Origin of the sequence: Microbacterium oxydans (genome assembly GCF_000956405.1) — a bacterium.
In the GTDB taxonomy this organism is placed as follows: Bacteria; Actinomycetota; Actinomycetes; order Actinomycetales; family Microbacteriaceae; genus Microbacterium; species Microbacterium oxydans_C.
This window is the reverse complement of sequence record NZ_JYIV01000028.1, coordinates 270,312-296,480: the sequence shown is the minus strand read 5'-3', so window position 1 is coordinate 296,480 and position 26,169 is coordinate 270,312. Positions and strand designations below refer to the sequence as shown.

29 protein-coding genes are annotated in these 26,169 nt (G+C 67.5%); 5 read left to right on the top strand and 24 right to left on the bottom strand.

Annotated features, from left to right (window positions below):
* Position 1: 1 nt before the first annotated feature.
* The 16 genes from rplC to RN51_RS13895 form a co-directional block, all read right to left on the bottom strand.
* On the bottom strand, positions 2 to 661 hold the full coding sequence (rplC, locus tag RN51_RS13965; protein ID WP_045264639.1) for a 50S ribosomal protein L3: 660 nt from the start codon (positions 659 to 661) through the stop codon (positions 2 to 4).
* Between the two features lie 8 nt (positions 662 to 669).
* Positions 670 to 978: a 30S ribosomal protein S10 gene (gene rpsJ, locus RN51_RS13960; RefSeq protein WP_017201594.1), complete on the bottom strand. Its 309-nt coding sequence runs from the start codon at positions 976 to 978 to the stop codon at positions 670 to 672.
* Positions 979 to 1,837: 859 nt separating this feature from the next.
* On the bottom strand, positions 1,838 to 2,050 hold the full coding sequence (locus tag RN51_RS13955) for a hypothetical protein (protein ID WP_045264638.1): 213 nt from the start codon (positions 2,048 to 2,050) through the stop codon (positions 1,838 to 1,840).
* Between the two features lie 154 nt (positions 2,051 to 2,204).
* Positions 2,205 to 3,395 carry an elongation factor Tu gene (gene tuf, locus RN51_RS13950; protein WP_017829210.1) on the bottom strand — a complete coding sequence of 397 codons (1,191 nt, stop codon included), beginning with the start codon at positions 3,393 to 3,395 and terminating at the stop codon, positions 2,205 to 2,207.
* Between the two features lie 168 nt (positions 3,396 to 3,563).
* Positions 3,564 to 5,678 (bottom strand): elongation factor G, encoded by a 2,115-nt coding sequence (gene fusA / locus RN51_RS13945; RefSeq protein WP_021201125.1) that lies wholly within the window; start codon positions 5,676 to 5,678, stop codon positions 3,564 to 3,566.
* Between the two features lie 87 nt (positions 5,679 to 5,765).
* Positions 5,766 to 6,236, bottom strand: a complete 471-nt coding sequence (rpsG, locus tag RN51_RS13940; protein ID WP_017201608.1) for a 30S ribosomal protein S7 — start codon at positions 6,234 to 6,236, stop codon at positions 5,766 to 5,768.
* Between the two features lie 5 nt (positions 6,237 to 6,241).
* Entirely contained in the window at positions 6,242 to 6,610 is a 369-nt protein-coding gene (rpsL, locus tag RN51_RS13935) for a 30S ribosomal protein S12 (RefSeq protein WP_017201609.1), read from the bottom strand.
* Positions 6,611 to 6,834: 224 nt separating this feature from the next.
* Complete coding sequence (locus RN51_RS13930; protein ID WP_045264637.1) at positions 6,835 to 7,482, bottom strand: hypothetical protein; 648 nt, start codon at positions 7,480 to 7,482, stop codon at positions 6,835 to 6,837.
* An 85-nt stretch (positions 7,483 to 7,567) separates the two neighbouring features.
* On the bottom strand, positions 7,568 to 7,999 hold the full coding sequence (locus tag RN51_RS13925) for a hypothetical protein (protein ID WP_052674739.1): 432 nt from the start codon (positions 7,997 to 7,999) through the stop codon (positions 7,568 to 7,570).
* Positions 8,000 to 8,067: 68 nt separating this feature from the next.
* Positions 8,068 to 9,099 carry a hypothetical protein gene (locus RN51_RS13920; RefSeq protein WP_045264636.1) on the bottom strand — a complete coding sequence of 344 codons (1,032 nt, stop codon included), beginning with the start codon at positions 9,097 to 9,099 and terminating at the stop codon, positions 8,068 to 8,070.
* A 122-nt stretch (positions 9,100 to 9,221) separates the two neighbouring features.
* Positions 9,222 to 9,374 (bottom strand): hypothetical protein, encoded by a 153-nt coding sequence (locus RN51_RS18595; RefSeq protein WP_197073262.1) that lies wholly within the window; start codon positions 9,372 to 9,374, stop codon positions 9,222 to 9,224.
* Positions 9,375 to 9,445: 71 nt separating this feature from the next.
* Positions 9,446 to 10,096 carry an HAAS signaling domain-containing protein gene (locus RN51_RS13915; protein ID WP_045264635.1) on the bottom strand — a complete coding sequence of 217 codons (651 nt, stop codon included), beginning with the start codon at positions 10,094 to 10,096 and terminating at the stop codon, positions 9,446 to 9,448.
* Complete coding sequence (locus tag RN51_RS13910; RefSeq protein ID WP_045264634.1) at positions 10,093 to 10,425, bottom strand: PadR family transcriptional regulator; 333 nt, start codon at positions 10,423 to 10,425, stop codon at positions 10,093 to 10,095. The genes RN51_RS13915 and RN51_RS13910 overlap by 4 nt, the downstream gene beginning before the upstream one ends.
* Positions 10,426 to 10,468: 43 nt before the next feature.
* A complete protein-coding gene (locus tag RN51_RS13905) occupies positions 10,469 to 11,407 on the bottom strand; it encodes a sugar ABC transporter permease (RefSeq protein ID WP_231579307.1) in 939 nt (312 codons plus the stop codon).
* Between the two features lies 1 nt (position 11,408).
* Positions 11,409 to 13,013 (bottom strand): ABC transporter permease subunit, encoded by a 1,605-nt coding sequence (locus tag RN51_RS13900; RefSeq protein WP_045264633.1) that lies wholly within the window; start codon positions 13,011 to 13,013, stop codon positions 11,409 to 11,411.
* 69 nt (positions 13,014 to 13,082) lie between these two features.
* Complete coding sequence (locus RN51_RS13895; protein ID WP_045264632.1) at positions 13,083 to 14,291, bottom strand: sugar ABC transporter substrate-binding protein; 1,209 nt, start codon at positions 14,289 to 14,291, stop codon at positions 13,083 to 13,085.
* Between the two features lie 185 nt (positions 14,292 to 14,476).
* Here RN51_RS13895 and RN51_RS13890 point away from each other — a divergent pair, with 185 nt between their 5' ends.
* From RN51_RS13890 to RN51_RS13880, 3 genes are all read left to right on the top strand, one after another.
* Positions 14,477 to 14,908 (top strand): hypothetical protein, encoded by a 432-nt coding sequence (locus tag RN51_RS13890; protein WP_045264631.1) that lies wholly within the window; start codon positions 14,477 to 14,479, stop codon positions 14,906 to 14,908.
* Between the two features lie 13 nt (positions 14,909 to 14,921).
* Positions 14,922 to 15,410: a YajQ family cyclic di-GMP-binding protein gene (locus tag RN51_RS13885; RefSeq protein WP_045264630.1), complete on the top strand. Its 489-nt coding sequence runs from the start codon at positions 14,922 to 14,924 to the stop codon at positions 15,408 to 15,410.
* 488 nt (positions 15,411 to 15,898) lie between these two features.
* Positions 15,899 to 16,531, top strand: a complete 633-nt coding sequence (locus tag RN51_RS13880) for a GntR family transcriptional regulator (RefSeq protein ID WP_045264629.1) — start codon at positions 15,899 to 15,901, stop codon at positions 16,529 to 16,531.
* A gap of 4 nt (positions 16,532 to 16,535) precedes the next feature.
* Here RN51_RS13880 and RN51_RS13875 read toward each other — a convergent pair whose 3' ends face one another.
* The 5 genes from RN51_RS13875 to RN51_RS13855 all read right to left on the bottom strand — a co-directional run bounded on the left by RN51_RS13875 (position 16,536) and on the right by RN51_RS13855 (position 21,437).
* On the bottom strand, positions 16,536 to 17,543 hold the full coding sequence (locus RN51_RS13875) for an alpha/beta hydrolase (protein WP_045264628.1): 1,008 nt from the start codon (positions 17,541 to 17,543) through the stop codon (positions 16,536 to 16,538).
* Positions 17,544 to 17,614: 71 nt separating this feature from the next.
* On the bottom strand, positions 17,615 to 18,988 hold the full coding sequence (locus tag RN51_RS13870) for an FAD-dependent oxidoreductase (protein WP_045264627.1): 1,374 nt from the start codon (positions 18,986 to 18,988) through the stop codon (positions 17,615 to 17,617).
* Positions 18,989 to 19,049: 61 nt separating this feature from the next.
* Positions 19,050 to 20,111, bottom strand: a complete 1,062-nt coding sequence (locus RN51_RS13865; RefSeq protein ID WP_045264626.1) for a polyprenyl synthetase family protein — start codon at positions 20,109 to 20,111, stop codon at positions 19,050 to 19,052.
* 46 nt (positions 20,112 to 20,157) lie between these two features.
* Positions 20,158 to 20,877 carry a class I SAM-dependent methyltransferase gene (locus RN51_RS13860; protein ID WP_045264625.1) on the bottom strand — a complete coding sequence of 240 codons (720 nt, stop codon included), beginning with the start codon at positions 20,875 to 20,877 and terminating at the stop codon, positions 20,158 to 20,160.
* Positions 20,874 to 21,437, bottom strand: coding sequence for a DUF402 domain-containing protein (locus tag RN51_RS13855; RefSeq protein ID WP_045264624.1), 564 nt, complete (start codon positions 21,435 to 21,437; stop codon positions 20,874 to 20,876). The genes RN51_RS13860 and RN51_RS13855 overlap by 4 nt, the downstream gene beginning before the upstream one ends.
* A 56-nt stretch (positions 21,438 to 21,493) precedes the next feature.
* Between RN51_RS13855 and RN51_RS13850 the strand changes: the two genes are divergently transcribed.
* Positions 21,494 to 22,762, top strand: a complete 1,269-nt coding sequence (locus RN51_RS13850; protein ID WP_045264623.1) for an isochorismate synthase — start codon at positions 21,494 to 21,496, stop codon at positions 22,760 to 22,762.
* Between the two features lie 13 nt (positions 22,763 to 22,775).
* On the opposite strand, the gene RN51_RS13845 is transcribed toward RN51_RS13850, so the two are convergent.
* Genes RN51_RS13845 through RN51_RS13835 form a run of 3 tightly spaced genes read right to left on the bottom strand, consistent with a single transcriptional unit; the run spans position 22,776 to position 25,649 of the window.
* Positions 22,776 to 23,618 carry a polyphosphate kinase 2 family protein gene (locus RN51_RS13845; protein ID WP_045264622.1) on the bottom strand — a complete coding sequence of 281 codons (843 nt, stop codon included), beginning with the start codon at positions 23,616 to 23,618 and terminating at the stop codon, positions 22,776 to 22,778.
* A gap of 16 nt (positions 23,619 to 23,634) precedes the next feature.
* Positions 23,635 to 25,284, bottom strand: a complete 1,650-nt coding sequence (menD, locus tag RN51_RS13840) for a 2-succinyl-5-enolpyruvyl-6-hydroxy-3-cyclohexene-1-carboxylic-acid synthase (protein ID WP_045264746.1) — start codon at positions 25,282 to 25,284, stop codon at positions 23,635 to 23,637.
* Positions 25,285 to 25,298: 14 nt separating this feature from the next.
* Entirely contained in the window at positions 25,299 to 25,649 is a 351-nt protein-coding gene (locus RN51_RS13835) for a PLD nuclease N-terminal domain-containing protein (RefSeq protein WP_045264621.1), read from the bottom strand.
* 111 nt (positions 25,650 to 25,760) lie between these two features.
* On the opposite strand from RN51_RS13835, the gene RN51_RS13830 reads away from it, so the two are divergent.
* Positions 25,761 to 26,153, top strand: coding sequence for a hypothetical protein (locus RN51_RS13830; RefSeq protein ID WP_231579306.1), 393 nt, complete (start codon positions 25,761 to 25,763; stop codon positions 26,151 to 26,153).
* The last annotated feature ends 16 nt before the right edge of the window (positions 26,154 to 26,169 follow it).

The window sequence follows — 26,169 nt, the reverse complement described above, 5'->3', positions numbered from 1 at the left end:
ATCAGGCACCCTTCACTGCGTTGCGGACATAGACGATGCGGCCACGAGCACCGGGGACGGCGCCCTTGACGAGCATGAGTCCCTTCTCGATGTCGATGGAGTGCACCGTGAGGTTGAGGACGGTCACGCGCTCGCCACCCATACGGCCGGCCATGCGCATGCCCTTGAAGACGCGGCTCGGGGTCGACGATGCGCCGATGGAGCCGGGCTTGCGGTGGTTGCGGTGTGCACCGTGCGAAGCCGAGACGCCCTTGAAGTTGTGACGCTTCATGACACCGGCGAAGCCCTTGCCCTTGCTCGTGCCGACGACGTCGACGAGCTGGCCCGCCTCGAAGGTGCCGTCGACCGTGAGCTCCTGGCCCAGGTTGTAGTCGCCGGCGTCCGCGGTGCGGATCTCGGTGACGTGACGACGCGGCGTGACGCCGGCTGCCTCGAAGTGTGCGGAGAGCGGCTTGTTCACCTTGCGGGGGTCGATCTGGCCGTACGCGATCTGCACGGCGTTGTAGCCGTCCTTCTCGGGCGTGCGGACCTGGGTGACCACGTTGGGTGCCAGCTCGATGACGGTGACGGGAACGAGCTTGCCGCTCTCGTTCCACACCTGGGTCATGCCGAGCTTCGTGCCCAGCATGCCCTTGGAAACCTTGGAGTTGATGTCAGCCATGTCGAACCTCAGAGCTTGATCTCGATGTTGACATCGGCCGGCAGGTCGAGACGCATCAGCGAGTCGACGGCCTTGGGCGTCGGGTCGACGATGTCGATCAGACGCTTGTGGGTGCGCATCTCGAAGTGCTCGCGGCTGTCCTTGTACTTGTGCGGCGACCGGATGACGCACACGACGTTCTTCTCGGTCGGAAGGGGCACGGGGCCGACGACGGTTGCGCCCGCACGGGTCACGGTGTCGACGATCTTGCGTGCGGACGTGTCGATGACCTCGTGGTCATACGACTTCAGGCGAATGCGGATCTTCTGTCCCGCCATTGTCTGCTCTCTCTCTTTAAGCGTCTTACCGTCCGGGACCGGGTGGCCCTGGGGCATTGGACGCACGTCGGCGCTGTTCGCGCCTCGGCACGAGAACGGCTCTTGCGAGTCGATCTGCTGCACCACTGTTCTTCTGTCAGCCGGACGCCGTGAGGCGACCGGATGCCGACCTTCCACCGCGCACGGCGGAACCCTTCACATGGAGGGGTGTCGGGGTGTGTTCTGCTACCCGCGGCCTAGAACCCTGCACCGTCCCGGAGGAGGCGCCGTCTATGCACTGCCCTGGCAGTGATCCATCGCGCGCACAGCGGCGACGGAATATCGAACCTGTCTATTCTGCCACGGCTGATTTCACTTGCGCAAACCCGGGCGTGTCGCGGCGCTCGAGCCCGCCGATCAACGGTGCCGAAACAGGTCAGATCGCGGAAGATAGCGGGGCGAGGCATCCCCATGCCTCGCCCCGCTTGGGGAGGGCGTTCAGTGCGAGGGGGCACACCGAACGCGAGTAGCCCGGCGTGAAGGGACGCCGAACTCCTCGACCGAGGGCGCGGCGGAAGACCCGCCGCGCAGGCAGGGAGACGCTCAGGCGCCGTGATGGCGCGCGTCGCACGATGATCCCCAAGATCGCTTATCCCCAGTTTGTACGCGGAAACCCCGCGTGCTTCGGGAAACCGAACCCCTTCGGCTTCCCCGACCGCAAGATCCCCAGGCGGTCTCGTCGATCCTACTCGATACAACTGTGGATGCGCCACATCCGACGACGTTTCGAGGCGAATGCCGAGCTTCCCGCCGAGCACACGCGCAGAGAAGAGCGGCGGTCCACCACTGGTGGCCCGCCGCTCAGATCCTCCGGTCCGTCCTACTCGTTGCCGACGGCCTTGTCCGCGCTGTCCCGGATCTCATCGATCTTGTCCGCAGCGCCGGGAGCGATCTTCTTGGCGAAGTCCGCGACACCGTCGAGCACCTTGTCGCTGATGTCCTCCGCCTGCTCGCTCTTGACGGCCTCGGCGATCTTGTCCTTGTTCTGCTCGTACAGGTCTTTGCCCTTGTTCACGGCGTCTTCGATTCCCATGTGATTCCCCTTCTGAAGGTGAGCCGCCGGCCGATCGGGCCGACCCCACTCATTGTGCATGTCCACCCGGACAAACGAAACCCTCGGAGACGCACCGTTGCACGACAAAGGGGCCGGACCCGAAGGTCCGACCCCTTTGCGAGGAAGCAGATGCTTACTTGATGATCTTCGTGACCGTACCGGCGCCGACGGTGCGTCCACCCTCACGGATGGCGAAGCCGAGGCCCTCCTCCATGGCGATCGGCTGGATCAGCTCGACCGTCATGTCGGTGGTGTCGCCGGGCATGACCATCTCGGTGCCCTCGGGCAGCGAGATGACGCCGGTGACGTCGGTGGTGCGGAAGTAGAACTGCGGGCGGTAGTTCGTGTAGAACGGGTTGTGACGGCCACCCTCGTCCTTGGACAGGATGTACGCGGTGCCCTCGAAGTCGGTGTGCGGCGTGACCGAACCCGGCTTGACGATGACCTGACCGCGCTCGACGTCCTCACGCTTGGTGCCGCGGAGCAGCAGACCACAGTTCTCGCCGGCCCAGGCCTCGTCGAGCTGCTTGTGGAACATCTCGATACCCGTGACCGTGGTCTTGACGGTCGGACGGAGTCCGACGATCTCGACCTCGGAGTTGATGGCCAGCGTGCCACGCTCGGCGCGACCCGTGACGACGGTGCCACGACCGGTGATCGTGAAGACGTCCTCGACGGGCATCAGGAACGGCTTGTCACGGTCACGCTCCGGGTCCGGAACGCTGTCGTCGACAGCCTGCATCAGGTCCAGGATCGCCTGGGTCCACTTCTCGTCGCCCTCGAGGGCCTTGAGAGCGGAGACGCGGACGACAGGAGCGTCCTCGTCGAAGCCCTGGCCTGCGAGCAGCTCGCGGACCTCGAGCTCGACGAGCTCCAGGATCTCCTCGTCGTCGACCATGTCGGACTTGTTCAGCGCGACCAGCAGGTACGGAACGCCGACCTGCTTGGCGAGCAGCACGTGCTCACGCGTCTGAGCCATCGGGCCGTCGGTGGCGGCGACCACGAGGATCGCGCCGTCCATCTGAGCCGCACCGGTGATCATGTTCTTGACGTAGTCGGCGTGGCCGGGAGCGTCAACGTGCGCGTAGTGGCGCTTCGGGGTCTCGTACTCGATGTGCGAGATGTTGATGGTGATACCACGCTGGCGCTCTTCCGGCGCCGAGTCGATGGAAGCGAAGTCGCGCTGCACGTTGGTGTCGGACGGGTACTTGTCAGCAAGCACCTTCGAGATCGCTGCGGAGAGCGTGGTCTTGCCGTGGTCGACGTGACCGATCGTTCCGATGTTGACGTGCGGCTTGGTCCGCTCGAACTTGGCCTTAGCCACTGGGTCCTCCTCAGGACGTCGTTGTAGAGGTGACCGGGCACTGGTTTGCGACCGGTTCTCTACGGGTTAGGTTCTCAGTTTAGTAGAGAGGGAATGTGAAGTTGTAGGTGGCCTGGGAACCCCGGGTGCTTCGACGTGATCAGCGCCCCGGGGCTCCCAGAAGAGCGATTACTCGCCCTTGGTCTTCTGGACGATCTCGTCGGCCACTGCGCGGGGAACCTCAGCGTAGCTGTGGAACTCCATCGAGTAGACGGCACGACCCGAGGTCTTCGAGCGCAGGTCGCCGATGTAGCCGAACATCTCGGACAGCGGGACCTGAGCACGGACGACCTTGACGCCGGCGGCGTCCTCCATCGACTGGATCTGGCCACGGCGCGAGTTCAGGTCACCGATGACGTCGCCCATGTACTCCTCGGGAGTACGGACCTCGACGGCCATCAGCGGCTCGAGCAGCACGGGGTTGGCACGGCGAGCGGCCTCCTTGAAGCCCATGGAGCCCGCGATCTTGAACGCCATCTCCGAGGAGTCGACGTCGTGCGCAGCACCATCGACGATGGTCGCCTTGACGCCGACCATCGGGTAGCCCGCGAGCACACCGACGTTCATCGCGTCCTGGAAACCGGCGTCGATCGAGCCGATGTACTCACGAGGGATGCGACCACCGGTGACGGCGTTCACGAACTCGTAGGTCTTCTCGGAGTCGAGGTCGAGCGGCTCGATGGTGAACTGGATCTTTGCGAACTGTCCAGAACCACCGGTCTGCTTCTTGTGGGTGTAGTCGTGCTTCTCGACGGTCTTGCGGATCGTCTCGCGGTACGCCACCTGCGGCTTGCCGACGTTGGCCTCGACGTTGAACTCGCGCTTCATGCGGTCGACGAGGATGTCGAGGTGCAGCTCGCCCATGCCCTTGATGGTCGTCTGACCGGTCTCGGGGTTGAGCTCCGTGCGGAAGGTCGGGTCCTCCTCAGCGAGCTTCTGGATGGCGACACCCAGCTTCTCCTGGTCGGCCTTGGTCTTCGGCTCGATGGCGACCTCGATGACGGGCTCGGGGAACGTCATCGACTCGAGCACGACCGGAGCCGTCGGGTCGGTGAGCGTGTCACCCGTGGTGGTGTCCTTCAGGCCGATGACCGCGTAGATGTTGCCGGCGGTGACCGAGGGGACCGGGATCTCCTTGTTGGCGTGCATCTGGAAGATCTTCCCGATGCGCTCCTTCTTGTTCTTGGTCGAGTTGACGACCGCGGAACCGGAGTCGAGGTGGCCCGAGTAGACGCGCACGTAGGTGAGGCGACCGAAGAACGGGTGCACGGCGACCTTGAACGCGAGTGCTGCGAACGGGTCGTTGGCGTCGGGGTGACGCTCGATGATCGTGTCGTAGTCCTTCGGGTCGTGCGCCTCGATCGAACCCACGTCGAGCGGGTTCGGGAGGTAGTCGACGACCGCGTCGAGCATCGGCTGGACGCCACGGTTCTTGAACGCGGAACCGCAGAGCACCGGGTAGATCTCCGAAGCGACGGTCAGCTTGCGGATCGCGCCCTTGATCTCGGCGACCGTGAGCTCCTCGCCACCGAAGAACTTCTCGAGCAGCGCGTCGTCGGTCTCGGCGACGGTCTCGAGGAGCTGCTGACGGTACTCCGCAGCCTTCTCCTTGAGGTCCTCCGGGATCTCCTGGATCTCGTAGGAGGCGCCCATGGTGACATCACCCTTGGCGTCTCCGGCCCAGACCAGTGCACGCATCTCGATCAGGTCGACGACACCGATGAAGTCGCTCTCCGCGCCGATGGGCAGCTGGATCACGAGCGGCTTGGCACCGAGACGGTTGATGATCGTGTCGACCGTGAAGTAGAAGTCGGCGCCGAGCTTGTCCATCTTGTTGACGAAGCAGATGCGCGGGACGTTGTACTTGTCGGCCTGGCGCCAGACGGTCTCGGACTGGGGCTCGACGCCCTCCTTGCCGTCGAACACGGCGACCGCACCGTCGAGCACGCGGAGCGAACGCTCCACCTCGACCGTGAAGTCCACGTGGCCGGGGGTGTCGATGATGTTGATCTGGTTCTTGTTCCAGTAGCAGGTCACGGCGGCAGACGTGATCGTGATGCCGCGCTCCTTCTCCTGCTCCATCCAGTCGGTGGTCGAGGCGCCATCGTGCGTCTCGCCGAGCTTGTGGTTGACGCCCGTGTAGAACAGGATGCGCTCGGTCGTCGTGGTCTTGCCGGCATCGATGTGCGCCATGATGCCGATGTTGCGGACCTTGCTCAGGTCCGTGAGCACGTCTTGTGCCACAGGAGTGTCCTTATCTTTTGGAGCAGGTGTACTGCGAAGAGGGGGTGCCGGCCCCTCGGCGGGTGGCCGAGGGACCGGCGGAGCTGTCTACCAGCGGTAGTGAGCGAACGCGCGGTTCGACTCGGCCATCTTGTGCGTGTCCTCGCGGCGCTTGACCGCGGCACCCAGGCCGTTCGACGCGTCGAGGATCTCGTTCTGCAGACGCTCGGTCATCGTCTTCTCACGACGGCCCTTCGCGTAGCTCACGAGCCAGCGCAGTGCGAGCGTGTTGGCGCGGTGAGGCTTGACCTCGACCGGCACCTGGTAGGTCGAGCCACCGACGCGGCGGCTGCGGACCTCGAGGGTCGGGCGCACGTTGTCGAGCGCCTTCTTCAGGGTGGCGACAGCGTCCTGACCGTTCTTCGCCTCGACGCCGCGGAGGGCGCCGTAGACGATCGACTCGGCCAGCGACTTCTTGCCGTCGACGAGGATCTTGTTCACCAGCGAGGTGACGATCGGTGCGCCGTATACCGGGTCGTTGACGACGGGGCGCTTGGGGGCAGGTCCCTTACGAGGCATCTAACTCAACCCTTCTTCGCGCCGTAGCGGGAACGAGCCTGCTTACGGTTCTTGACTGCCTGGGTGTCCAGGGCGCCACGGACGATCTTGTAACGCACACCGGGGAGGTCCTTGACACGACCGCCACGCACGAGCACGAGCGAGTGCTCCTGCAGGTTGTGGCCCTCACCGGGGATGTACGCGGTGACCTCGGTGCCGTTGCGGAGCTTCACACGAGCGACCTTGCGCATCGCCGAGTTCGGCTTCTTCGGCGTGGTGGTGTAGACGCGGGTGCAGACCCCGGCCTGCTGCGGGTTCGACTTGAGCGCCGGCGCCTTGGTCTTGGTGACCTTGGGCGAGCGACCCTTGCGAACCAACTGCTGAATGGTTGGCACGTTCTCTCCTCATAGTGCTGCACGGTGACAGCGTGATGGGTTTCACATCATGACCCACCGGCACGCCGGAACCGACGAGCTTTTGGTGTGATGGGTATGCCGTGGGGGCAGACCGACAGGTGTCGGCGCCCAGCGCGCACGCGGAGGCGTGCACACACCTGATCAAGTGTAATGCCGCGTAACGTAGCGGTCAAATGAACGTGGGCGCGGCCAGGGGCGGAACGTCACGGCAGGTCGGGGTCGAACGGCGAGTCGAGCGACTCGGTGAGTTCTGCCAGCAGCGCTTCGATCTGCGGCTCGACGTGCTGCGAGACCGCGGCCTGGATCGAGATGCGATGCCGGAGCAGGATGCCGCAGATCTCGCGGCCGACGAGATTCGCGTACTCATCGGCGAGGGCCACCTCCTGGCGCAGCGCGATCTTGGCCTCTTCCGTGAGGGGAGGCAGCGCAGGGAGTTCCGCGGCCGAGTCGTCCGCGAGTCCGGCGATGGTGAACAGGAAAGGGGCCCCCGGCACGGGCTCTGGATCGAGCGGGAGGCCGTCGAACTCGGGGTCGAGGTCCTCCGCCGGGCGATAGCTGCGGGCGCGGTTGCGTGCGGCCTGCTGGTCGAGTTCACGCTGCAACATGGGCAGGTTCCTCGCCGTGTACTCCGCGACGGCATGGTCGACGATGGTCTTGATCCTGGTCGACAGGCCGTGCTGGACCCCGTGCGGGACGTTCGCCCCGATGCCCGCGGCGGAGAGGATCGGGGAGCCGAGACACCGCCGGCACGGCGCGACACGACCACGGTGGGTCGCCGGCTCCCAGCGCGGCACCCAGCGCAACCAGGCTTCGACGGCCTGGTCGACCTGCGTCTCCAATGAGCGCTCCACCCCACCAGCGTACGGCGCGTCGCCCCTCACCGTCGCGATTTCCCCAGTCCGGCGGGGCGCGGACGGACGACCGCTCGTTCGACGATCACTCCTCGTCGTCGCGCTCCCATGGCCAGCGCGGATGCTCCGCACGGGTACGCCGCAGCGCGATGCCACCCCATCCGGCGATCAGTGCGGCCAGCACGATGACCGCACTCGCTCCCCCACGCACCAGGTCTCCGGCGACCGCGGTCGCGAGCACCAGGTTGCCGTCGCCGATGAGCACGGCGATCCAGACCACGATCAGGTGGGCCAGACCGGCCGTCAGCGCGATCGCGATCGTCGCCGCGTAGGAGGGCTGTGACCGACGCAGCGTCGACCACAGGACGAGGGCGAAGGAGGCGACAGCGGCGATCATCCCGGCTACCCCCGGCACCTGCCCGAGGTTCGGCACCGCGATGATGTCGGTGTCGGTGGCGACGCTCAGCGCTCCGAGCCCGAAGACCGCGAGCGCGAAGAAGCCGATGGTGGAGAGCACCACCGCCAAGACGGCCGAAACCCCCGCGGACTCGGGCCCGCGGGGGTTCGGCGTGGTGGAGTTCGTGATTACCTCGCCAGCGTCGGGCCGGCTTCGAGCGTGCGCTCGTACTCGCGCTGCGCCTCGGTGTTCAGCTCCGTCTTGCGGGCGCCGCTGCGGGCGACCCACGCTCCGAACCAGATGGTGAGCTCGCGGGCGAACACGAAGGCCGCGATGGCCAGCGGAGCGAGGAGCTGCTCGCCGATGAGGTCGGCGCCCTGGCTCGAGCTGAGCTTCCAGAACGGGGCTTCGAAGAGCTGTCCGAGGATGTGGCCCCCGTAGGCGATGACACCGACGATGAGGCCGAAGACGACCCAGAGTCCCCAACGACCTCGGTTGATGATCGCTCCGAGCAACCAGAACCCGAGGAAGAAGACGACGACAGGAGTCCAGAACCCCCAGGTGGTCAGCGGGGCGACGGCGCTCTGACCGATGTTCTCGCCGGTCACGTCTCCGGCGATCGCGCCGAGGCCCAGCCATGCGCCGAGGTACAGCACCGCGAAGACCAAGGTCGCGAGGAGTCCGATCGCTCCCGCCGTGCCGCGGTTGCCCCGGTCGCGGGGAGGCTCGGGAGCCTGGACGAAGATGGGCTGCGGCTGGGCTGCGGCGGCGACCACCACCGGCTCCGAGGGGACGACACGCGTGTCCTCCTCATCGCCGTACTGGGCGTACGCAGCCCCCGCCATGCCGGACTGCTCATGGCCGAAGGGCACCGGTTCGCCGACGATCGGCTCCGGGTAGAAGGAAGTCGTCTCGGCGTCGGCCTGGTTCCTGACCTCATCGGGGCGCTCGTAGGACGGAGCAGAGGACGCAGGGGTCACCGCCGGAGGCGGGGAGGCGAATGTTCCGGGGTGCTCACGCTCAGCTGCTTCGAAAGCGGCGAGGTCGGGGTCGACGGGCTCGGCAGCCGGCCTCGTGTCGGCGCCCTCCGTCGTGGTCTCGGCGGAGCCGGGAACATCCGCACGTGCGGCCGCGGCGGCGTCCAGGCCCGCGTTCGCACTGCCGACGACGTCGTCAACGTCAGCCGGCTTCTCGGGCTGGGGAACGTCGGGGTCACTCATGGGGTGCGCCTCTCATCGGAATCGTGCATTGCGAGGGTACCTCCGCGCGAACGGACGCCCGCGGAGGCGTGCCGACGTGTCGGCGTGTCGGCATGCACGCGGGTGGCCGCGCTCACTCGACCTCAGGGAAGCGCGGTGCGCAGAGCATCCCCGGCGAACTGAGCGAGCACGGGAACCATCGGAAGCGACAGCCACACGAGGACGCCGATGATGCCGACGCACACGATGCCGGCGAACCAGCTCATCCCGAGGTTGCGACCCCCCACTCGTGCCATGGGTCCACGCTATGCCCGAAGCGGCGTTCCCCCGCGGAGCAACGCCGATGTTCGATGCCCGGCAGGCCGGGTCACCCCGCGGTGCGCCCCCGAAGGCGCCACAGCAGCCACAACCCCGAGAGCGGGACGAGGAGGAAGCCGAGGAGGACCAGCACGTGCCACTCCCCCGCACCGGGGACGAGGGGGTTGACGGCAGGGACTTCCGGCGGGGTCCCGGTCCCCGAAGAGCTGCCACCCGAGTCGGACGAGGAGAACCCCGTCAGTGTCGTGACCGTGAGGAAGGAGAGTCCCGTGACGGCGAACGGAACGACGATCGAGACCACCTTCTCCCAGGTCTTCCAGAGCGTGCTCACACTCACCAGCACGGCGCCGACGAACCACCCGAGCACGGGAACCACGATCCCGCCGAAGCTCAACGTCAGGGCGGCGGCGATCGCGAACCCCTTCGTGGAGGTCGCGGGCGGGCGCGGTGCAGGCGTGGCGACCGCTGACGTGTCGAGGGTTAAGACAGCGGGAGCCTCGGCCTGCGCCTCACGGGCGATCGAGACGGGATCGCCGAGCTTCGCGATGCGTGCGGCGGTCGCTTCGGCGTCGAGCCCCTGCAGCTCCTCGAGGATGCCTGCGCGGATGTCGCTCGCGACGCCGTGCGGCAGGTTGCGCATGGCCTCGTCGAGCCGCGCGAGATACTGCGCGCTGAGGTCGTCTGCGGTGAGCTCTGTCATGATCGTCCCTCTCCGACGATGCCCGTGACGGCACGGGCGAATGGTGTCCACTGCACGCGGAACCGCTCGAGCTGGTCGATGCCGCTGTCGGTGAGCCGGTAGTACTTGCGCACCGGACCACTGTCGGAAGGCTGGTCGAACGTGGTGACCCACCCGTTGTCCTTGAGCCGCCCGAGCAGCGGGTACAGCGTGCCGATGCTGGCGATCATGCCGGCGCCGGTGAGCGCATCCGCCAGCTGCCAGCCGTACATCGGCTCACGCGCGAGGAGGCCGAGCACGCAGTACTCCACCACTCCTTTGCGCATCTGGGCGCCGACGTCTGCTGTCATGCATGACAAGGTAGCATGCGTGACAAGAGAGCGGGAGGGGTGATCAGCCCTTCGTCGCTCCGGCGGTCAGCCCACCCACGATGTACTTCTGCAGGAAGAGGAACAGGATCATCACCGGGATCGCCGCCATCACAGCACCCGCCGAGAACGCCGACCAGTCCGCATAGCGCGGGTTCGCGACGAGCTTCGTCAGACCGACCACGAGTGTCTGCTGGTCGACGTCGACCAGCATGACGCTCGCGATCACGTACTCGTTGACGGTGCCGATGAACGAGAGCAGTCCGACCACCGCGAGGATCGGCGCGACCAGACGAAGGATGATCGTGAAGAAGATGCGTGCGTGACCGGCGCCGTCGATGCGGGCAGCCTCGTCGATCTCCTTGGGGATCGTGTTGAAGAAGCCGTACATCAGGTAGGTGTTCACACCGAGCGCGCCACCGAGGTACACCAGGATCAGACCCGTGTGGGTGTTGAGACCGATGGCCGGGAACCAGTCCCCCAGTGTCGACATGAGGAGGAAGATCGCGACCACGGCGAGCAGCTGCGGGAACATCTGCACGACCACGATCGTCACGAGCCCCACGCGGCGCCCGGCGAACCTCATGCGCGAGAAGGCGTAGGCGGCGCACGCTCCGATGAAGACGGTCACCGCGCCGGTGACGACCGCGATCAGGAGCGTGTTGAGGAACCACGTGCCGTACGGGTTCTGCGGATCGCTCAGGATGCGCACGTAGCTGTCGATCCCGATCGCGGAGAACAGCTGGTTCGAGCCCGTCAGCGTCCCCTTCGGGTTCAGCGAGGCCGAGACGACATACAGCAGCGGGAACAGCGCGAAGATGCTCACGACGATCGCCACGAGGTGACGCCATCCGGTGTCGGCGAACCAGGCGCCGAAGCTGCGACGGCGCGGGGCGAGGGTCTGCACCTTCTCGGCGGAACGCGTGGCGGCGGGACGCTCGGTGAGGGGGCTGTCGGTGCTCATGTCAGTTCAGCTCCTCGAGGGCCTTGGTCTTGCGGAAGCTGATGATCGAGATCGTCGCGACCACGATGAAGATCAGGATCGTGAAGGCCGACGCCAGACCGTAATCCCGCGTCTGGCCTGTGAAGGCGACCTTGTAGACCATCGAGATCAGGATGTCGGTGTGGCCCACGGGGATGGACACATCGCTGAAGCGCGGGCCACCCTTGGTGAGCATGTAGATCAGGTTGAAGTTGTTGAAGTTGAATGCGAACGACGAGATCAGCAACGGAGCGACGGTCACGAGCAGCAGCGGCAGCTTGATGCGGCGGAAGACCTGCCACGGGTTCGCACCGTCCATGACTGCAGCCTCGTTGACGTCCTCGGGGATGCCCTGCAGCGCCCCCATGCAGACCAGGAACATGTAGGGGAAGCCGAGCCACAGGTTCACGAGCAGCACCGACACCTTGGCGAGCGTGGGATCGGTCAGCCACGGGATCGCGGCGCCGCCGAAGATCACCTGGTTGATGAAGCCGAAGCTCTCGTTCATCATGCCCGCCCAGACCAGCGCGGACAGGAACGCGGGGAACGCGTACGGGAGGATCAGGATGATGCGGTAGCCGTTGCGGAAGCGCATACGGGTGTTGTTGAACACCAGCGCGAGCAGCAGACCGAGGAAGAACGTGGTCGCGACCGAGATCAGGGCGAACGCGAAGGTCCAGAGCGTCACCGAGATGAGCGGACCGCGGATGGAGGAGTCGGTGACAGCGCGCACGAAGTTGTCGAAACCGACCGTCGTCTGCCATCCGGGGAGGAGCTGCTCTCCGCCTTCGGCTGTGAACGCACCGTCACCCGTGTCGGAGTAGACGATCCCTGTGGTGGTGTCGGTGATCGTGTCTGCACCCTCGTCGTACTCGAGCGTCGAGACGTAGAGGTAGCCCTTCTGCCCGTCGGGAGCGCGCAGGCTGCCCTCGTTGGGGTCGTCGCTGAACGGGACGGAGAGCTGCTCCAGCTCCTCCGACAGCGTGAAGACGGTAGCGAGGGGAAGCGTGGTCCACCCGTCGACCGCGACGGCCTTGTCACCTTCGAACTGGGCGTCGACCTCTTCGAGTGGCTGCTCCGCCGTGCCGAGGAGTGCATCGCCGGTGTCCGGGTCTGTCGCCAGCAGGCCGTAGGTGCCGAACTGCTCGACCACGGTGACGGGGTACGTCGGCGAGTCCTCGACCCGTTCCTGCGCCGATGCGAGAAGCGACGAGATCGCCTGGTCCTTGGTGCCGTTGTGGCCGGTGCCGTAGTTCGTGAACCCGATGTACCCGGTGTAGAGCAGCGTGAAGACCTGGAACACGACCAGGAAGATGATGCCGGGCGTCAGGTACTTCGCCGCGATGCGCTTGCGGGAGAAATAGATGTAGTTGACCAGGACCGCGACGACGACCACGACGCCGAGGATCAACCACTCCTGGTGCGCGAACAGCACGAACGCGGCGTACAGGGCGATCGCATCGACGACCGCCAGCAGGAGGATCTTCAGCAGCATCCAGCCGATCGGCCCGGATGCGGCCTCGGCGATCTTGGCGGCCTGGCGCTGGCGCTTGGTCGGCGGCGCTGTGCGCTCTTCGGTGTCAGTCATGTCGTCCTCGTCATGATCCTGCCGGGGCGGGCGAAGACGCCCACCCCGGCAGAGTCAGTGTCCTGGCTGTTACTTGATCGCGGCGGTCACGTCGTCGACGAGCTTCTGCCATGTCGTCGCCGGGTCCTCGCCGTTGATGATCGCGGCCTCGGCCACGCCCCAGTACTGCCAGACCGCGCCCATGGCCGGGATGGCGGGCATCGGCACGGCGTCGGCGCCGACGGCCTGGAAGCCGGCGATGATCGGGTCGGAGGCCGCTGTGTCGGCGGCAGCGGTGAGGGCGGGCAGCACGTTGCCGGCCTTGAACAGCTCGAGCTGCACGTCTTCGGTGCCGATGTAGTTGACGAGGAAGTCGTTCGCGGCGACCTTGTTCTTCGACTCCGAACTCACGAAGAAGCCCTTCACTCCGGCGAACGGCGATGCGGTCTCACCGGTCGGGCTCGGGATCGGGTCGATCGCGACGTTGATGCCGGCGTCGGTGGCCGCACCCACGTTCCACGGACCGGTCAGCCAGAAGGCGGCGGTGCCGTCGAGGAACTGCTGCTTGGCGATCTCGCCGTCGACGTCGGTGTTGAGCACGCCGGCTGCGCCCTGCGCGCCCAGCCAGTCGGCGAAGGCGAAGCCGCCCTCGCTGCCGAGCTGGAGGTCGGTGGAGTCGTAGCTGCCGGTGTCGTCGGTGCCGAACACCGGAGCGCCGAACGCGGTCTGGAACGGGTACAGGTGGTACGGGTTGCCCTCGGTCCCCTGCTCGACGACGAACTTACCCTTGGAGATCATGTCGTCGAAGCTGGTCGCGGGAGCCGGAACCAGGTCGGCGTTGCGGAGCACGGCGATGTTCTCCACGGCGTACGGGAGCATGTAGACGGTGCCGTCATACGTCGCCGCCTGCAGCGCGACGGGGAGGTAGTCCTCGGAGCTGTCGCCGAGCTCGATCGGAGCGACGACGCCGTTCGTGGAGAGCTCGCCCAGCCAGTCGTGCGCGCCCATGACGATGTCGGGGCCCTTGCCGGTCGGCACCTGCTGGATGAAGTCGTCCTTCATGTCGTCGACCGACTTGCCCGTGAGCTGGACCTTGACGCCGGTCTTCTCCTCGTAAGCATCTGCGGCGCCCTGAAGCGCGTCGACCCGCTCGGCGTCGACCCAGACGACCAGCGCGCTGCTGTCGTCGGAGCCCGAGGTGTCGTCGTTGCTGGTCCCCGTGGAGCAGCCGGCAAGCGTCAGAGTCGAAACGATGGCGATCGCGCCCGCGGCGACGATGCCCCTCTTGTTCACCTTCATTGGTGTGTGCCTCTCTCAATGCTGATCACCTGCAAGGACTGCAAGCGCTTACAGTATGCATCGAAATCGGCGAGATTCGCAATGAGAGAGGGCGTTGATATCAACCCGTGATGCACTGAAATCCGCGTCAGATGGATGGAAACGCTTTCATGGGTCCGGCGAAACCCGCTCCGTAGACTGTCGTCATGACTCGTGGCACATTTCGCATCAGCAGGATCGCGGCAGTGCTCACGTTGGCGCTCACCGCCGTGGGGCTGAGCGGGTGCACCGCGTTCGCCCCGAGCTACGGCGTCCTGGATCGCGACGCCGAGCCGGAGGACGCCCTCCCGGACGCGGTGGCGGAGCAGGACTCCGGAGACGCGGCCGACCTGTCATCCGCCCGCCTGGTGGGTGAACACTCCGGCACCTCGATCTGGCTGCTGCGCGGCGTCGAACCGGGAACGGTATGCGTGCTCGCCTTCCCCGAGGACGGTGTGTGGGGCATGGGATGCGGCGGGAACGGCGCGCCCGTGGAGATGAGCGGTCCTGCCGGACACTTCGTGACCGTCCCCGACGACTACCCCACGCCGGACGGCGCCACCCGGGTCTCCGACAACGTGTACGCGCTGAGCCCCTGAGTAGGATGAAGCCATGGCTGACAGCTCATTTGACATCGTCTCGAAGGTCGACCACCAGGAGGCGGAGAACGCCCTGAACCAGGCCCGCAAGGAGATCGAGCAGCGCTACGACTTCAAGGGCACCGGTGCATCGATCGCCTGGAGCGGCGAGAGCATCCTCATCATCGCGAACTCCGAGGAACGCGCCAAGGCCGTGCTCGACGTGTTCCAGTCCAAGCTCATCAAGCGCGGCATCTCGCTCAAGAGCCTCGAGTCGGGCGATCCGTTCGCCAGCGGCAAGGAGTTCCGCATCGTCTCGACGCTCAAGGACGGCATCTCGTCCGAGAACGCGAAGAAGATCAACAAGATCATCCGCGACGAGGGCCCCAAGGGCGTGAAGAGCCAGATCCAGGGCGACGAGCTGCGCGTGCAGTCCAAGAGCCGCGACGACCTGCAGTCGGTCATCGCGCTGCTGAAGGGCGCCGACCTCGATCTCGACCTGCAGTTCATCAACTACCGGTAGTCCGCTCGCAACGCGACGAGGGAGGGGCCGGATGCCATCGCATCCGGCCCCTCCCTCGTCATTGTTGGATCGCGTACCGAATCCTTGGATTGCATACCAATATATGGGTTCTCGTGCCCAAGACTGGGAAGCGGTCGACTCGACCGGCGACGCGAACGCCGCATGACGCACTGCCGTCGTAGGGCTGCGCGATTTCGGTATTGCGAGCTTGCCCTCGTGGGGACGAGGCCGCGGCAGTTCCATGCGCTCGCGTCTTCGGTGGCCGGCGGATGCTGAGCATCCGCCGGCCACGGAAACCGCGAGCGGGTGATCGCGAGAACGAAGACCATACGTAAGAACGGCCCACCCGAGCCCGTGCTGCGCGCCCCCACGCGGACCGCGGACTCCTGTGGGGGGATATTGGCATCCGAAGCGACTTCATGATGTAGTTGCCCTCCCGGGCGAATCATGGGGCGCTCGGGATCAGAAGGGCAACTGGGGGCGGATCCATGGGGAGTACCGGATCGACGAACATCGGCGAGAGCAAGCAGCTCCTGGCCGAGGAGGTCTTCCACCACATCGGTGGACAGATCATCGATGGCACGTTGGCCGCGGGTGAGCGCATCCGTGACGTCGACGTGGCGGAGGAGCTGCACGTGTCACGGACACCGGTGCGGGAGGCGCTGCAGCGATTGGAACGCCTCGGCATGGTGACCATGTATCCGAGCCGGTACACGGAGGTCACGGCGGTGACCCCCGAGACCGTGGCGCAGTCGCTCGAGTTCGCCGGGTACCAGGCAGGCATCGCGGCGAGACTGGCGGTACCGCGGATCACGATGGCCCAGCGGGAGCATGTCATCACACTGCTCGCCGGGATGCATGCATCGCTGGGAGACGGTGCCGAGACGTCGAATGCACGCTGGGCGGTGTTCTCCTACCTCGGCGATCACAGCGGCAATTCCCAGCATCGCACGCTGATCGACGACGCGAGCATGGTGCTGTTCCGCAACCTCCGCGATTGGGTGGTGCCGCCGTCGGATCGCGCGCGCATGGGTCAGGTCTACTCCGACTTCGGAGATGCCGTTCGAAGCGCGGACGGTGACGCCGCAGAGCGGCTCGTGCGGGAGATGTACTACCTCTGAGGCCTCACTGCACCGCTCGCCACGCGGTGACCCATCGGTCCAGCCGTCGGTAGGCGTCTTCACGCGCCTCGTGGCGCGAGAGGAACACATCGTGGAGCGCACCGTCGATGCGCTCCACGGTGACGCTGGGGCCGAGACGGAGCGCGGCACGGGCGATGTCGTCGACGACCAGCACGGAATCGGCCGAGGTGAGGTCCTCAGACCATCGCGTGGGGGGCACGAATCGCGCTGAGAGCAGCACGCACACCGGTGCGGTGATGGACAGACCAGCTGCCACGGCCTTATGGCCGGACAGGATGGCATGCAGCCAGCCCGCGTACACGGCCATGGTCTGCGCCGGGCGCCAGACCGGATTCACCTCCATCGGGTCGTCGGGGTCTGCCACCTCCTGCTGCGCTCGCGTGTAGAAGCCGAGGTCGACCTGCGGTGCGACCTCCATCGGGCGGATCCTCGCCTGCAGTTCGACCATCGGGGCGATCGCAGCCCTCGCCGGAGCGAACTGGAACTCCAGCCACGGGCTGTTGAGGATCACCGCGTCGGCCGCGCCCGGATGCCGGGACGCCCACAGGCTCAGCGTCAGACCGCCCGTGGAGTGCCCGAGCAGGATCAGACGCCGGTCGGACTCGACACCTCCCTCGCCCCGACCCATCGCATCCAGCGCCGCGGCGATGTCCTCGTCGTAGATCGCGAGATCGGCGATGTAGCCCGGCGTCTGCCCGTCGCGGAGGCTGCGACCGTACTTGCGCAGGTCGAGCGCGAAGAATCTGGCCCCCCGGGCCGTCCAGAAACGGGCGAGGCGCTTCTGGAAGAAGTAGTCGGACCAGCCGTGCACGTACAGCACGTCGACGCCGTCGAGGAGCGGACGGTGTCCTCGCACCCTGTCCCACAGGCCCGGTTCGGTCGGCAATGCGCGTACCAGTGTGGCCACGACGGGACCCTGGTCGTCGACACCGAGATCGAGGGTGCGCTGCTGGAACTCGTCACCGAGCACATCGGGAATCCAGTCGGCCATGCGTTCCTCCCCCGTTCACGCCAGGCTAGCCGAGGCTGCGAACGGGGCGGGGAGGCCCGACCGGGGCGGCGCTATTCGCCGCGGGAGACGCGGACCATCTCGTCGCGCGGCACCACCTTGACGCGGGCCCGCTCCTCAGGGGCACCGAGGGCGATCTCATGCTCGTCGAGGCGGTGCCACCCGTCCAGGTCGGTCCAGCGCACACCACGCTCCTGCAGGAGCTCGACGACGGCGTCCTCGGAGGGGTCCTCCGGGTGCCACCAGGAGCCCTGGTCGTTGATGATGTGGCGCACGGTCTCCATCGCATCGGACTTGGTGTGCCCGATCAGGCCCACCGGCCCGCGCTTGATCCACCCCGTGGCGTAGATGCCAGGGACGCGCTCGTTCGAGTCCTTCGCGAGCACCTGCCCCTCACGGTTGGGGATCACGCCGTGCTTCTTGTCGAACGGGACACCCGGAAGGGGCGAGCCGAAGTAGCCGATGGCGCGGTACAGGGCCTGCAGGGGCACCTCGCGCAGCTCACCGGTGCCGATGGCGCCGCCCTGCCCGTCGGGCTGCGTGCGCTCGTAGACGAGGGCCGCGACGCGCCCGTTCTCGTCCTTGCGGACCTCGACCGGTCGGGCCCAGAAGTGCAGGTGCAGGCGTCGCGATGCCGTGCCGCCGGCGTTGTTCACCGAGTCGCGCTTGCGCCACGACTGCAGGATTCGATCGATGACCATGACCTGCTTGTTGCTGGCGACGGCGTCCTTCGCGGCGTCGTCGTAGTCGAAGTCCTCGTCGTAGACGACCATGTCGACATCCCGCAGCTCGCCGAGCTCGCGCAGCTCGAGCGGCGTGAACTTCACCTGCGCCGGGCCCCGGCGACCGAAGACGTGCACATCGGTGATCTCGCTGGCCTTGAGGCCCTCGTAGACGTTCGACGGCACCTCGGTGACCAGCAGATCCTCTGCGTGCTTGGCCAGCATGCGCGCGACGTCGAGCGCCACGTTGCCGTTGCCCAGCACGCCGACCGACGCCGCATCCAGCGGCCACTCGCGCGGAACATCGGGGTGTCCGTCGAACCAGCTGACGTAGTCGGCCGCTCCGTAGGAGGCGACAGCGTCGATGCCGGGGATGTCCAGCGACGTGTCCCGGATGGCACCAGTGGCGAAGATCACCGCGTTGTAGTGCTTCTTGAGGTCTTCGAGGGTGATGTCCTCGCCGAAGCGGACATTGCCGAACAGGCGGATGTCACCGCGGTCGAGGACATCGCGCAGCGCCGTGATGATGCCCTTGATGCGGGGGTGGTCAGGAGCCACGCCGTAGCGCACGAGGCCATAGGGCGCGGGGAGCTGCTCGAACAGATCGATCGAGACGTCGAACTTGCGCTCGGCCTTCAGCAGGATGTCCGCGGCGTAGATGCCGGCGGGGCCCGCACCGACGATGGCCAGTCTGAGCTTGGTCATGGGAGGTCCTTTCGTGTGCCGTCGCAACAGGCGCGCGACCCGACGGGCCGCCCGCGCGGATTCAGCTGGAGCGTTCGGCGAGGGTCTCTGCGAAGCGGGTCAGTGCCTCGCGCACGGTTCCCCGCGGGAGGCGCGTGAGGGCGTCGACGGCATCCTGGGTCCAGGCGTGCGCGAGCTCGAGGGTCTTCTGCGTCACCGCGTGATCGCGCAGCTCGTCCAGCGGGCCGTCGAGGATCGAGGAGTCGGCGCCGTCGGCGATCAGAGCCACACCGTCGTCGATGCGCGCCGCGAGATCGACCGCATCGGCGTCGCTCTCGGCTTTGAGCAGGAGGTAGGGCATGGTCGGAACGCCCGCGCGCAGGTCGGTGCCGGGGACCTTGCCGGTCTCCTCCGGCTTGGCGGAGAGATCGATCACGTCGTCGAGCAGCTGGAAAGCCACGCCGATCTTCTCGCCGTACACGCGCAGCGGCTCCTCGTACTCCGACGGAGCGTTCGAGAAGATCACCCCGCCCTGCGTGGCTGCGGCGATCAGCGAACCCGTCTTGTCGGCGAGCACCTGGATGTAGAACTCGATCGGGTCGTCGCCCTCCTGCGGCCCCAGGGTCTCGTGCATCTGACCCAGCACGAGCCGCTCGAAGGTGTCGGCCTGAAGACGGATCGCGCGCTCACCGAGTCGGGACATCAACTGGCTGGCGCGGGAGAACAGGATGTCGCCCGTGAGGATCGCGATGTTGTTGCCCCACACGGCGTGAGCGGCGGGAACCCCACGGCGACGATCGGCTCCGTCCATGACGTCGTCGTGGTACAGCGACCCGAGATGCGTGATCTCGAGCGCCTTCGCGACATCGATGACCTGGGTGGTGTTGCCGTCGCCGAGCTGGGCGGCGAGGAGGGTGAGCACGGGGCGGATGCGCTTGCCACCGGCCTCGTACAGATAACGGCTGGCGGCGTCGGCCAACGGGTCGGCGACGCGGACGTCGTCGGCCAGACCGTTCTCGACGAGCTCCAGCCCGTCTTCGATGGCGCGGGCGACGCGACGGGCTGCAGGACCGATGAAGACGCGATCGCTGAAGCCGAGACGGCTCGCCAGTCGCGAACCCGGGGCGATGGGGCTCGAAGTCACGTTCCCAGCCTACCTTCGTCGGATGTCACGGTTTCGTCCGGAAGGCTCACTCCGGCTTGCGCGCTCTGTGCAGGGCCACGATGCCGAACGTGAGATTGCGGTACGCGACCTCGCTCCAGCCCGCCTCACGGATCCACGCCGAGAGACGCTTCTGGTCCGGCCACTCCCTGATCGACTCGTTCAGGTAGTCGTAGGCATCACCGTTCGTGCCGGCCACGCGGGCGACTCGAGGCAGCACCTGCGCGTTGTAGAACCGGTACGCGCCCCGGAACAGCTTTCCCGGTGGCGTCGAGAACTCGTTGATCACGAGCCTCCCCCCGGGCTTCGTCACCCGATACAGCTCGCGAAGCGCCTTCTTGGGATCGTTCACGTTGCGCAGCGCGTAGGACATGGTGACCGCGTCGAACGAGGCGTCGGGGAACGGCAGATCGGTGGCGTCGGCCTGCACGAACGACAGGTTGCGCATCGCGCCGTGCCGACGCTCCCCCTCGGCGAGCATGCCCGGCGAGAAGTCGGCTGCGACCACCTCTGCACCGCTGCGGGCGAGGGATGCCGACGACGATGCCGTGCCGGCACCGAGGTCGAGGATGCGCTCGCCCGGCTTCGGAGCCACTGCGCGCGTTGTCGCCGCACGCCACAGCACGTCGTTGCCGAACGTCATGGCGGTGTTCGTGCGGTCGTACCCCGCGGCGACCTGGTCGAACATGCCGCTGACGCGGGCGGGGTCCTTGCCGAGATCAGCGCGGTTCTTCTCGTTCGAGGTCACGAGTCCAGTCTAGGCGGGAGCCCCAGCGCTTCGAGGCGGTCGAGCCAGGGGTCGGCCGTGGCGTCGTCGAACGGAGCGACCTGCGCACGCACCCGCTCCTCGAGGTCGAGGGCCAGGGCTTCGAGATGGGTCATGACCTGGGCGGGATAGCCGTAGCGCGCGCTGTGCTCGGCCCACTCGTCGCGGTCGTCGACCCAGGTGCCGCGCTCGCCCGCGACCCGCACCACGTCGAGGTCCATGTCGATCCCGGTCACGAGGAGCGGATCGTCGGACCAGCGGATGTCCCACCCCAGGTCGATGTAGATGCGCATGCCCCGGCGGTGACGGCGATTGACGGTCACCGCATGGTCGCCAGCGGCGGGAATCAGGGTGACGTTCGGGCCCCCGGCGTGGAACTCGGCACCCGGCCGCACGCTGTGCCACCCGACGGGCTGTCCGACCCAATCGCCCCACTCGTCGGCACCGAGGTACACGCTCTCGTGACGCCAATGCGGCGAACCGTCCCACTTGCGCCACTGGAAGACCATCTCGGTGCCCGGTGCGGGGCGTGCATCGCTCATCCGCTCACCCTACGGCCACGCGAATCCCCGGCCCCTGAGCGGCATAGGCTGGATGCGTGCACACCACTCACCTGGTCGTGGAGACCCGAGAGATCGACCCGGTCGAAGACCTCCTGGCCTATGCCGACCCCGGGCATCCGCTCGCCTGGCTGCGGCGCGGAGACGGGATCGTCGCCGTCGGCGCGACGCTCGCCGAGATCCGTCCTCCCGCACACACCGGGACCTCGCGCCTCGCGACGCTCGCGACCGAGTGGCGGGCCATGGCCGCGCGCGCCGAGGTCTCCGACCCGCTGGGGCTTCCCGGTACCGGGCTCGTCGCCTTCGGAGCGTTCACGTTCGATGACGAATCGTCGGCCGACAGCGTGCTGGCGATCCCCGCTCAGGTGATCGGACGACACGGCGACCGCTTCTGGCGCACCACGATCCGCTTCGCAGACGCTCCGGGTAACGGTGCGCCCGCGCACGAGGACGAGCTCGCCATACAGCCGTACGGACCGCACTGGGCGGGCACGGTGGGCCCCGGGGCGCAGACGCCTCAGGGGTACCAGGACTCGGTGCGCCGCGCCCTCACCCGCATCGCCGACGGCGAGGTGAGCAAGGTCGTGCTCGCACGCGACCTCACTGGCAGCATCCCCGCAGGGTCGGACCTGCGCCGTCTGGTGCGCGCCCTGTCGACCGGCTACCCCGACACCTGGGCCTTCGCCGTCGACGGCCTGATCGGCGCGAGCCCGGAGACACTCGTGACCGTGCACGGCGGGACCGTGACCGCGCGGGTGCTGGCCGGCACGATCGGCCGTGGAGCCGACGCGGACGCCGACACCGCCGCATCCGCTCATCTCGCGTCCAGCGTGAAGGACCTCGACGAGCACCAGTACGCCGTGCAGAGCGTGCTCGCCTCCCTGCGCGCCCACACCAGGGCACTGGCCGCGAGCGAGCAGCCCTTCCTGCTCAAGCTCCCCAACCTCTTCCACCTGGCGACCGACGTCGAAGGCGAGCTCGCATCCGGCGAGACCGCTCTCGACCTCGTCCGTGTGCTGCACCCGACGGCCGCCGTCGCCGGCACGCCCACACCCGCGGCGATCGCGGCGATCCGCGACCTCGAGCCCTTCGATCGGGGGCGCTACGCAGGACCAGTCGGCTGGGTGGACGCCGCAGGCAACGGCGAGTGGGCGATCGCCCTCCGCTGTGCCCAGTTCACCGAACGGGCGGAAGAGATCGCGGTCACGGCATACGCGGGAGCCGGTATCGTCGCCGGCTCCGACCCCGAGAGCGAGCTGCTCGAGACGCGCGTGAAGTTCCGCCCGCTCGTCGACGCGCTGGCCTGACCGCGCCGCACGCTCAACTGGCGGCGAGACGCTTCTTCTCGGCCTCGACGTCGAAGTCGGCGCTCGGCCACTGCGGATCGATGTCCTCCAGTGCCGAGAGCAGCAGCTCCTGCACCGCGAGCCGCGCGTACCACTTGGCGTTCGCCGGGATCACGAACCACGGAGCGGCCTCGGTCGACGTGCGGTCGAAGACGGTCTGGTACGCCTCCATGTACTGCGGCCACAGCATGCGCTCGTCCACATCGCCCGGGTTGTACTTCCAGTACTTGTCCGGGCGCTCGAGGCGCTCCATCAGCCGTGACTTCTGCTCCTCGGGCGAGATGTGCAGCATGACCTTCAGGATCCGGGTACCCGACGCCGTGACTCGTGCCTCGAACTCGTTGATGGCGTCGTAGCGGCGCTCGATCTCCGCAGGCGGAGCGAGTTCACGCACGCGCCCGATCAGCACGTCTTCGTAGTGCGAGCGATCGAACACCCCGATGAACCCCGGCTCCGGCAGGCGCTTCTCGACGCGCCAGAGGAAGTCGTGCTCGCGCTCCTCCGCCGTCGGCGCCTTGAAAGCGGCGAGCGCCACGCCCTGCGGATCGACACCGCCGACCACGTGCCGCACGATGCCGCCCTTACCCGCGGAGTCCATCGCCTGCAGCACCAGGAGCACGGCGTCCTTCGCCACGCCGACGCGGCTCTCGGCGAACAGCCGTTCCTGCAGCACGTTGAGGTCGGCCAGACCCGCGGCGAGGTCGGAGACCCCCTGCGACTTGCCGTGGTCGTAGCCGGGCTTGGCGTCGGGGTCGACATCGGCGAGGCGGAACCCCTCGTCGACTCGCAGCTTCTGCGTCCAGGTGTGCGCGTTCATACGCACATCCTGCCAGTCAACGCGCCAGCGGTACCTCGATGATCTGACGACCACCGTGCGGCGAGGTCAGCGCCTGATCGAGGGCTGTGCGGGTGGTGACCCGCTGATACTCCCAGCCGTACGCGAGGGCGAGGTGCTCGAGGCGGACGGTGTGCGGCGTGTAGAACGCACGGTCGAGGTCACCGGGCCGTGCCGAGGATGCGACCTCGAGCGCATCGAAGATCGTGCCGCCGCCGTCGTTGCCGACGATGACCTGCAGGCGGGGCTCCGTCTCATCCGGCGGCAGCAGCAGGGCGCCGACATCGTGCAGGAACGCCAGGTCACCCAGCAGCACACGGGTGACACCGGGCGCCCCGGCCGCCTGGCTGGAGATGGCGATGCCTGTCGCGGTGGCGATGGTGCCGTCGATGCCGGCGAGACCGCGGTTGGCGTGGACGGGGACCTTCTTGCCGCCGAGCACCTGGTCGGCGACGCGCACCAGCCGGGAGGAGCCGAACATGAGACGGTCGTGCGGCCAGGTGGCGCGCCACACGGCATCGACGAGGAGCTCGCGATCGAGCGGCCGGCGGACCGCGTCGAGCTCGGCCTTCACCGCTGCTCTGCGCGCCGCGAAGTCGGTGGAAGCCAGTGCCTCCGGATCCGGTGCGTGCTCGCTCAGGTCGACGACCTCGGTGGCGGAGGCCCGCATCCACTCGCCGAGCCAGGTGCGGTCGGCCGCTCCGGGGGCGACGACGACGGCATCGACTCCGCGCGTGCGGTGGTTGAGGTTCAGCTCCTCCCCGCCACGGCGCACGGCGACGACGTCGACGTCCTGCCGCGAGAGAAGCGCGGCGACCTCGCGGCTGAGCGTCGGATGCCCCAGCACGACGACCCGCTCGATGCGTCCGCCGAGGTCTTCGCGCGCCAGGAGACGACGGTACCCATGCACGACCTGGCGTCCGAACCGCGCACCGCTCACGATCTCGGCGATCAGCGGCCACCCGCCGGCGTGCGCGAGCTCTTCGGCATCGGGACCGGCATCGGCCCCTGCGATCACGACGGTCCGCAGGTCGCGGTCGAGTTCGAACGGCTCGTCCTTCAGCGCCGTCGGAGCGTCGCCCCGGACGAGAACCACGGGGGGCAGATCTCCCGAGAGGGGCTCTCTCGTCGGGAGGTTCAGATGCACGGGCCCGGCGATACCGCGGAGGCCGCTCTCGACCTCGCGTGCACCCACCGAGGCAGCGACCGCCCGTTCGGCGAGCCCGGCCCAGTCGCCCTCACCCGGCACCGGAGCATCGAGGGCGTCACGCACCCACGGCCGGAAGAGACCGTCCTGGAGCGTGGCCTGGTTGGCGCCGACTCCGCGCAGTTCCGGCGGGCGGTCGGCCGTGAGCAGAAGCATCGGCACCCCGGAGTGGAACGCCTCCATGACGGCGGGGAGCAGATTGCCGACGGCCGTTCCGGACGTGCACACGACCGCTGCGGGCACGCTCGTCTCCCTGGCGATGCCGAGGGCGGTGAACCCCGCGACCCGCTCGTCGATGCGGACGTGCACGCGGAGGTGCCCGTCGTCGGCTGCACGCACCGCGGCGAGCGCGAGCGCCTGCGATCGCGAGCCCGGCGACACCACGATGTCGCGCACGCCCTGGGCGACGAGTTCGGCGATCAGGGTCGCCGCGGCGTCCATGGCCGGCGACGACGTCACGGGCGCTGGTCCGTGGCGGGGGGCTCGTCGGTCTCGTCGTCGAGGCGAGCGAGCTCCTCCTCGAGGCGGCGGATACGCGCGTCCTGCTCGGACTTGCTGATGCTGCGGAGGAAGGCGGGGTCGTCATCCGGCGCGACGACCGGACGGACGCCGGGATCGTTCGCACGACGGCGGCCGATCACGGACCAGAGGATGCCGCCGATCACGGGAAGGAGCACGACGATCGCGATCCAGAGCGGCTTGGACACACCCCGGTGGCGCGTCGCCGGCTGCACTGCGCAATCGACGATGCTGAACACCCAGAACACGGCGGCGAGGAAGCCGCCGACGATCAGTAGTCTCGCCACTCCTCCAGTCTAGGCGTCTCGCGGCCTCTCCGGCCCCGGGGAGGACAGAGGCGGCGTTGCTAGACTGCGCGGGAAATGCTGCCCCCATCGTCTGATCCGTCGCCGCGAGCAGTGGCCGAACGGGTGCTGATCGCCCGTGTGATCATCGCCGTCGGCCTCGCGCTCCTGCTCGTCGTCGGCGCCTGGTCGACGTCGCGGGGTTCCGCCGATGTGCACGCGACGCTGTGTCTCGCCTCCGGCGTCTCCGAGTCGGCCTCGACTGCCCCGACCTCAGCCGATGTCGAGGGTGCCGCGACGGTCGATGTGCTCTCCTCGGGCGTGGGGATCTGCCTGCTCGCGGTGCTGGGATCCGTCGCATTCATCCTGCTGTTCCGCCGGCTCACGGGCCATGCGGCACGGACCCTCGGCGTCCACTCCCCGCGCGCAGCCGCGCCGAGCCGCGCCGGCCCTGGCGTCCTCGTCTCCGCTCTCACCCTCACACAGCTCTCCATCTCCCGCACCTGACCCGCGACGAGTGTCC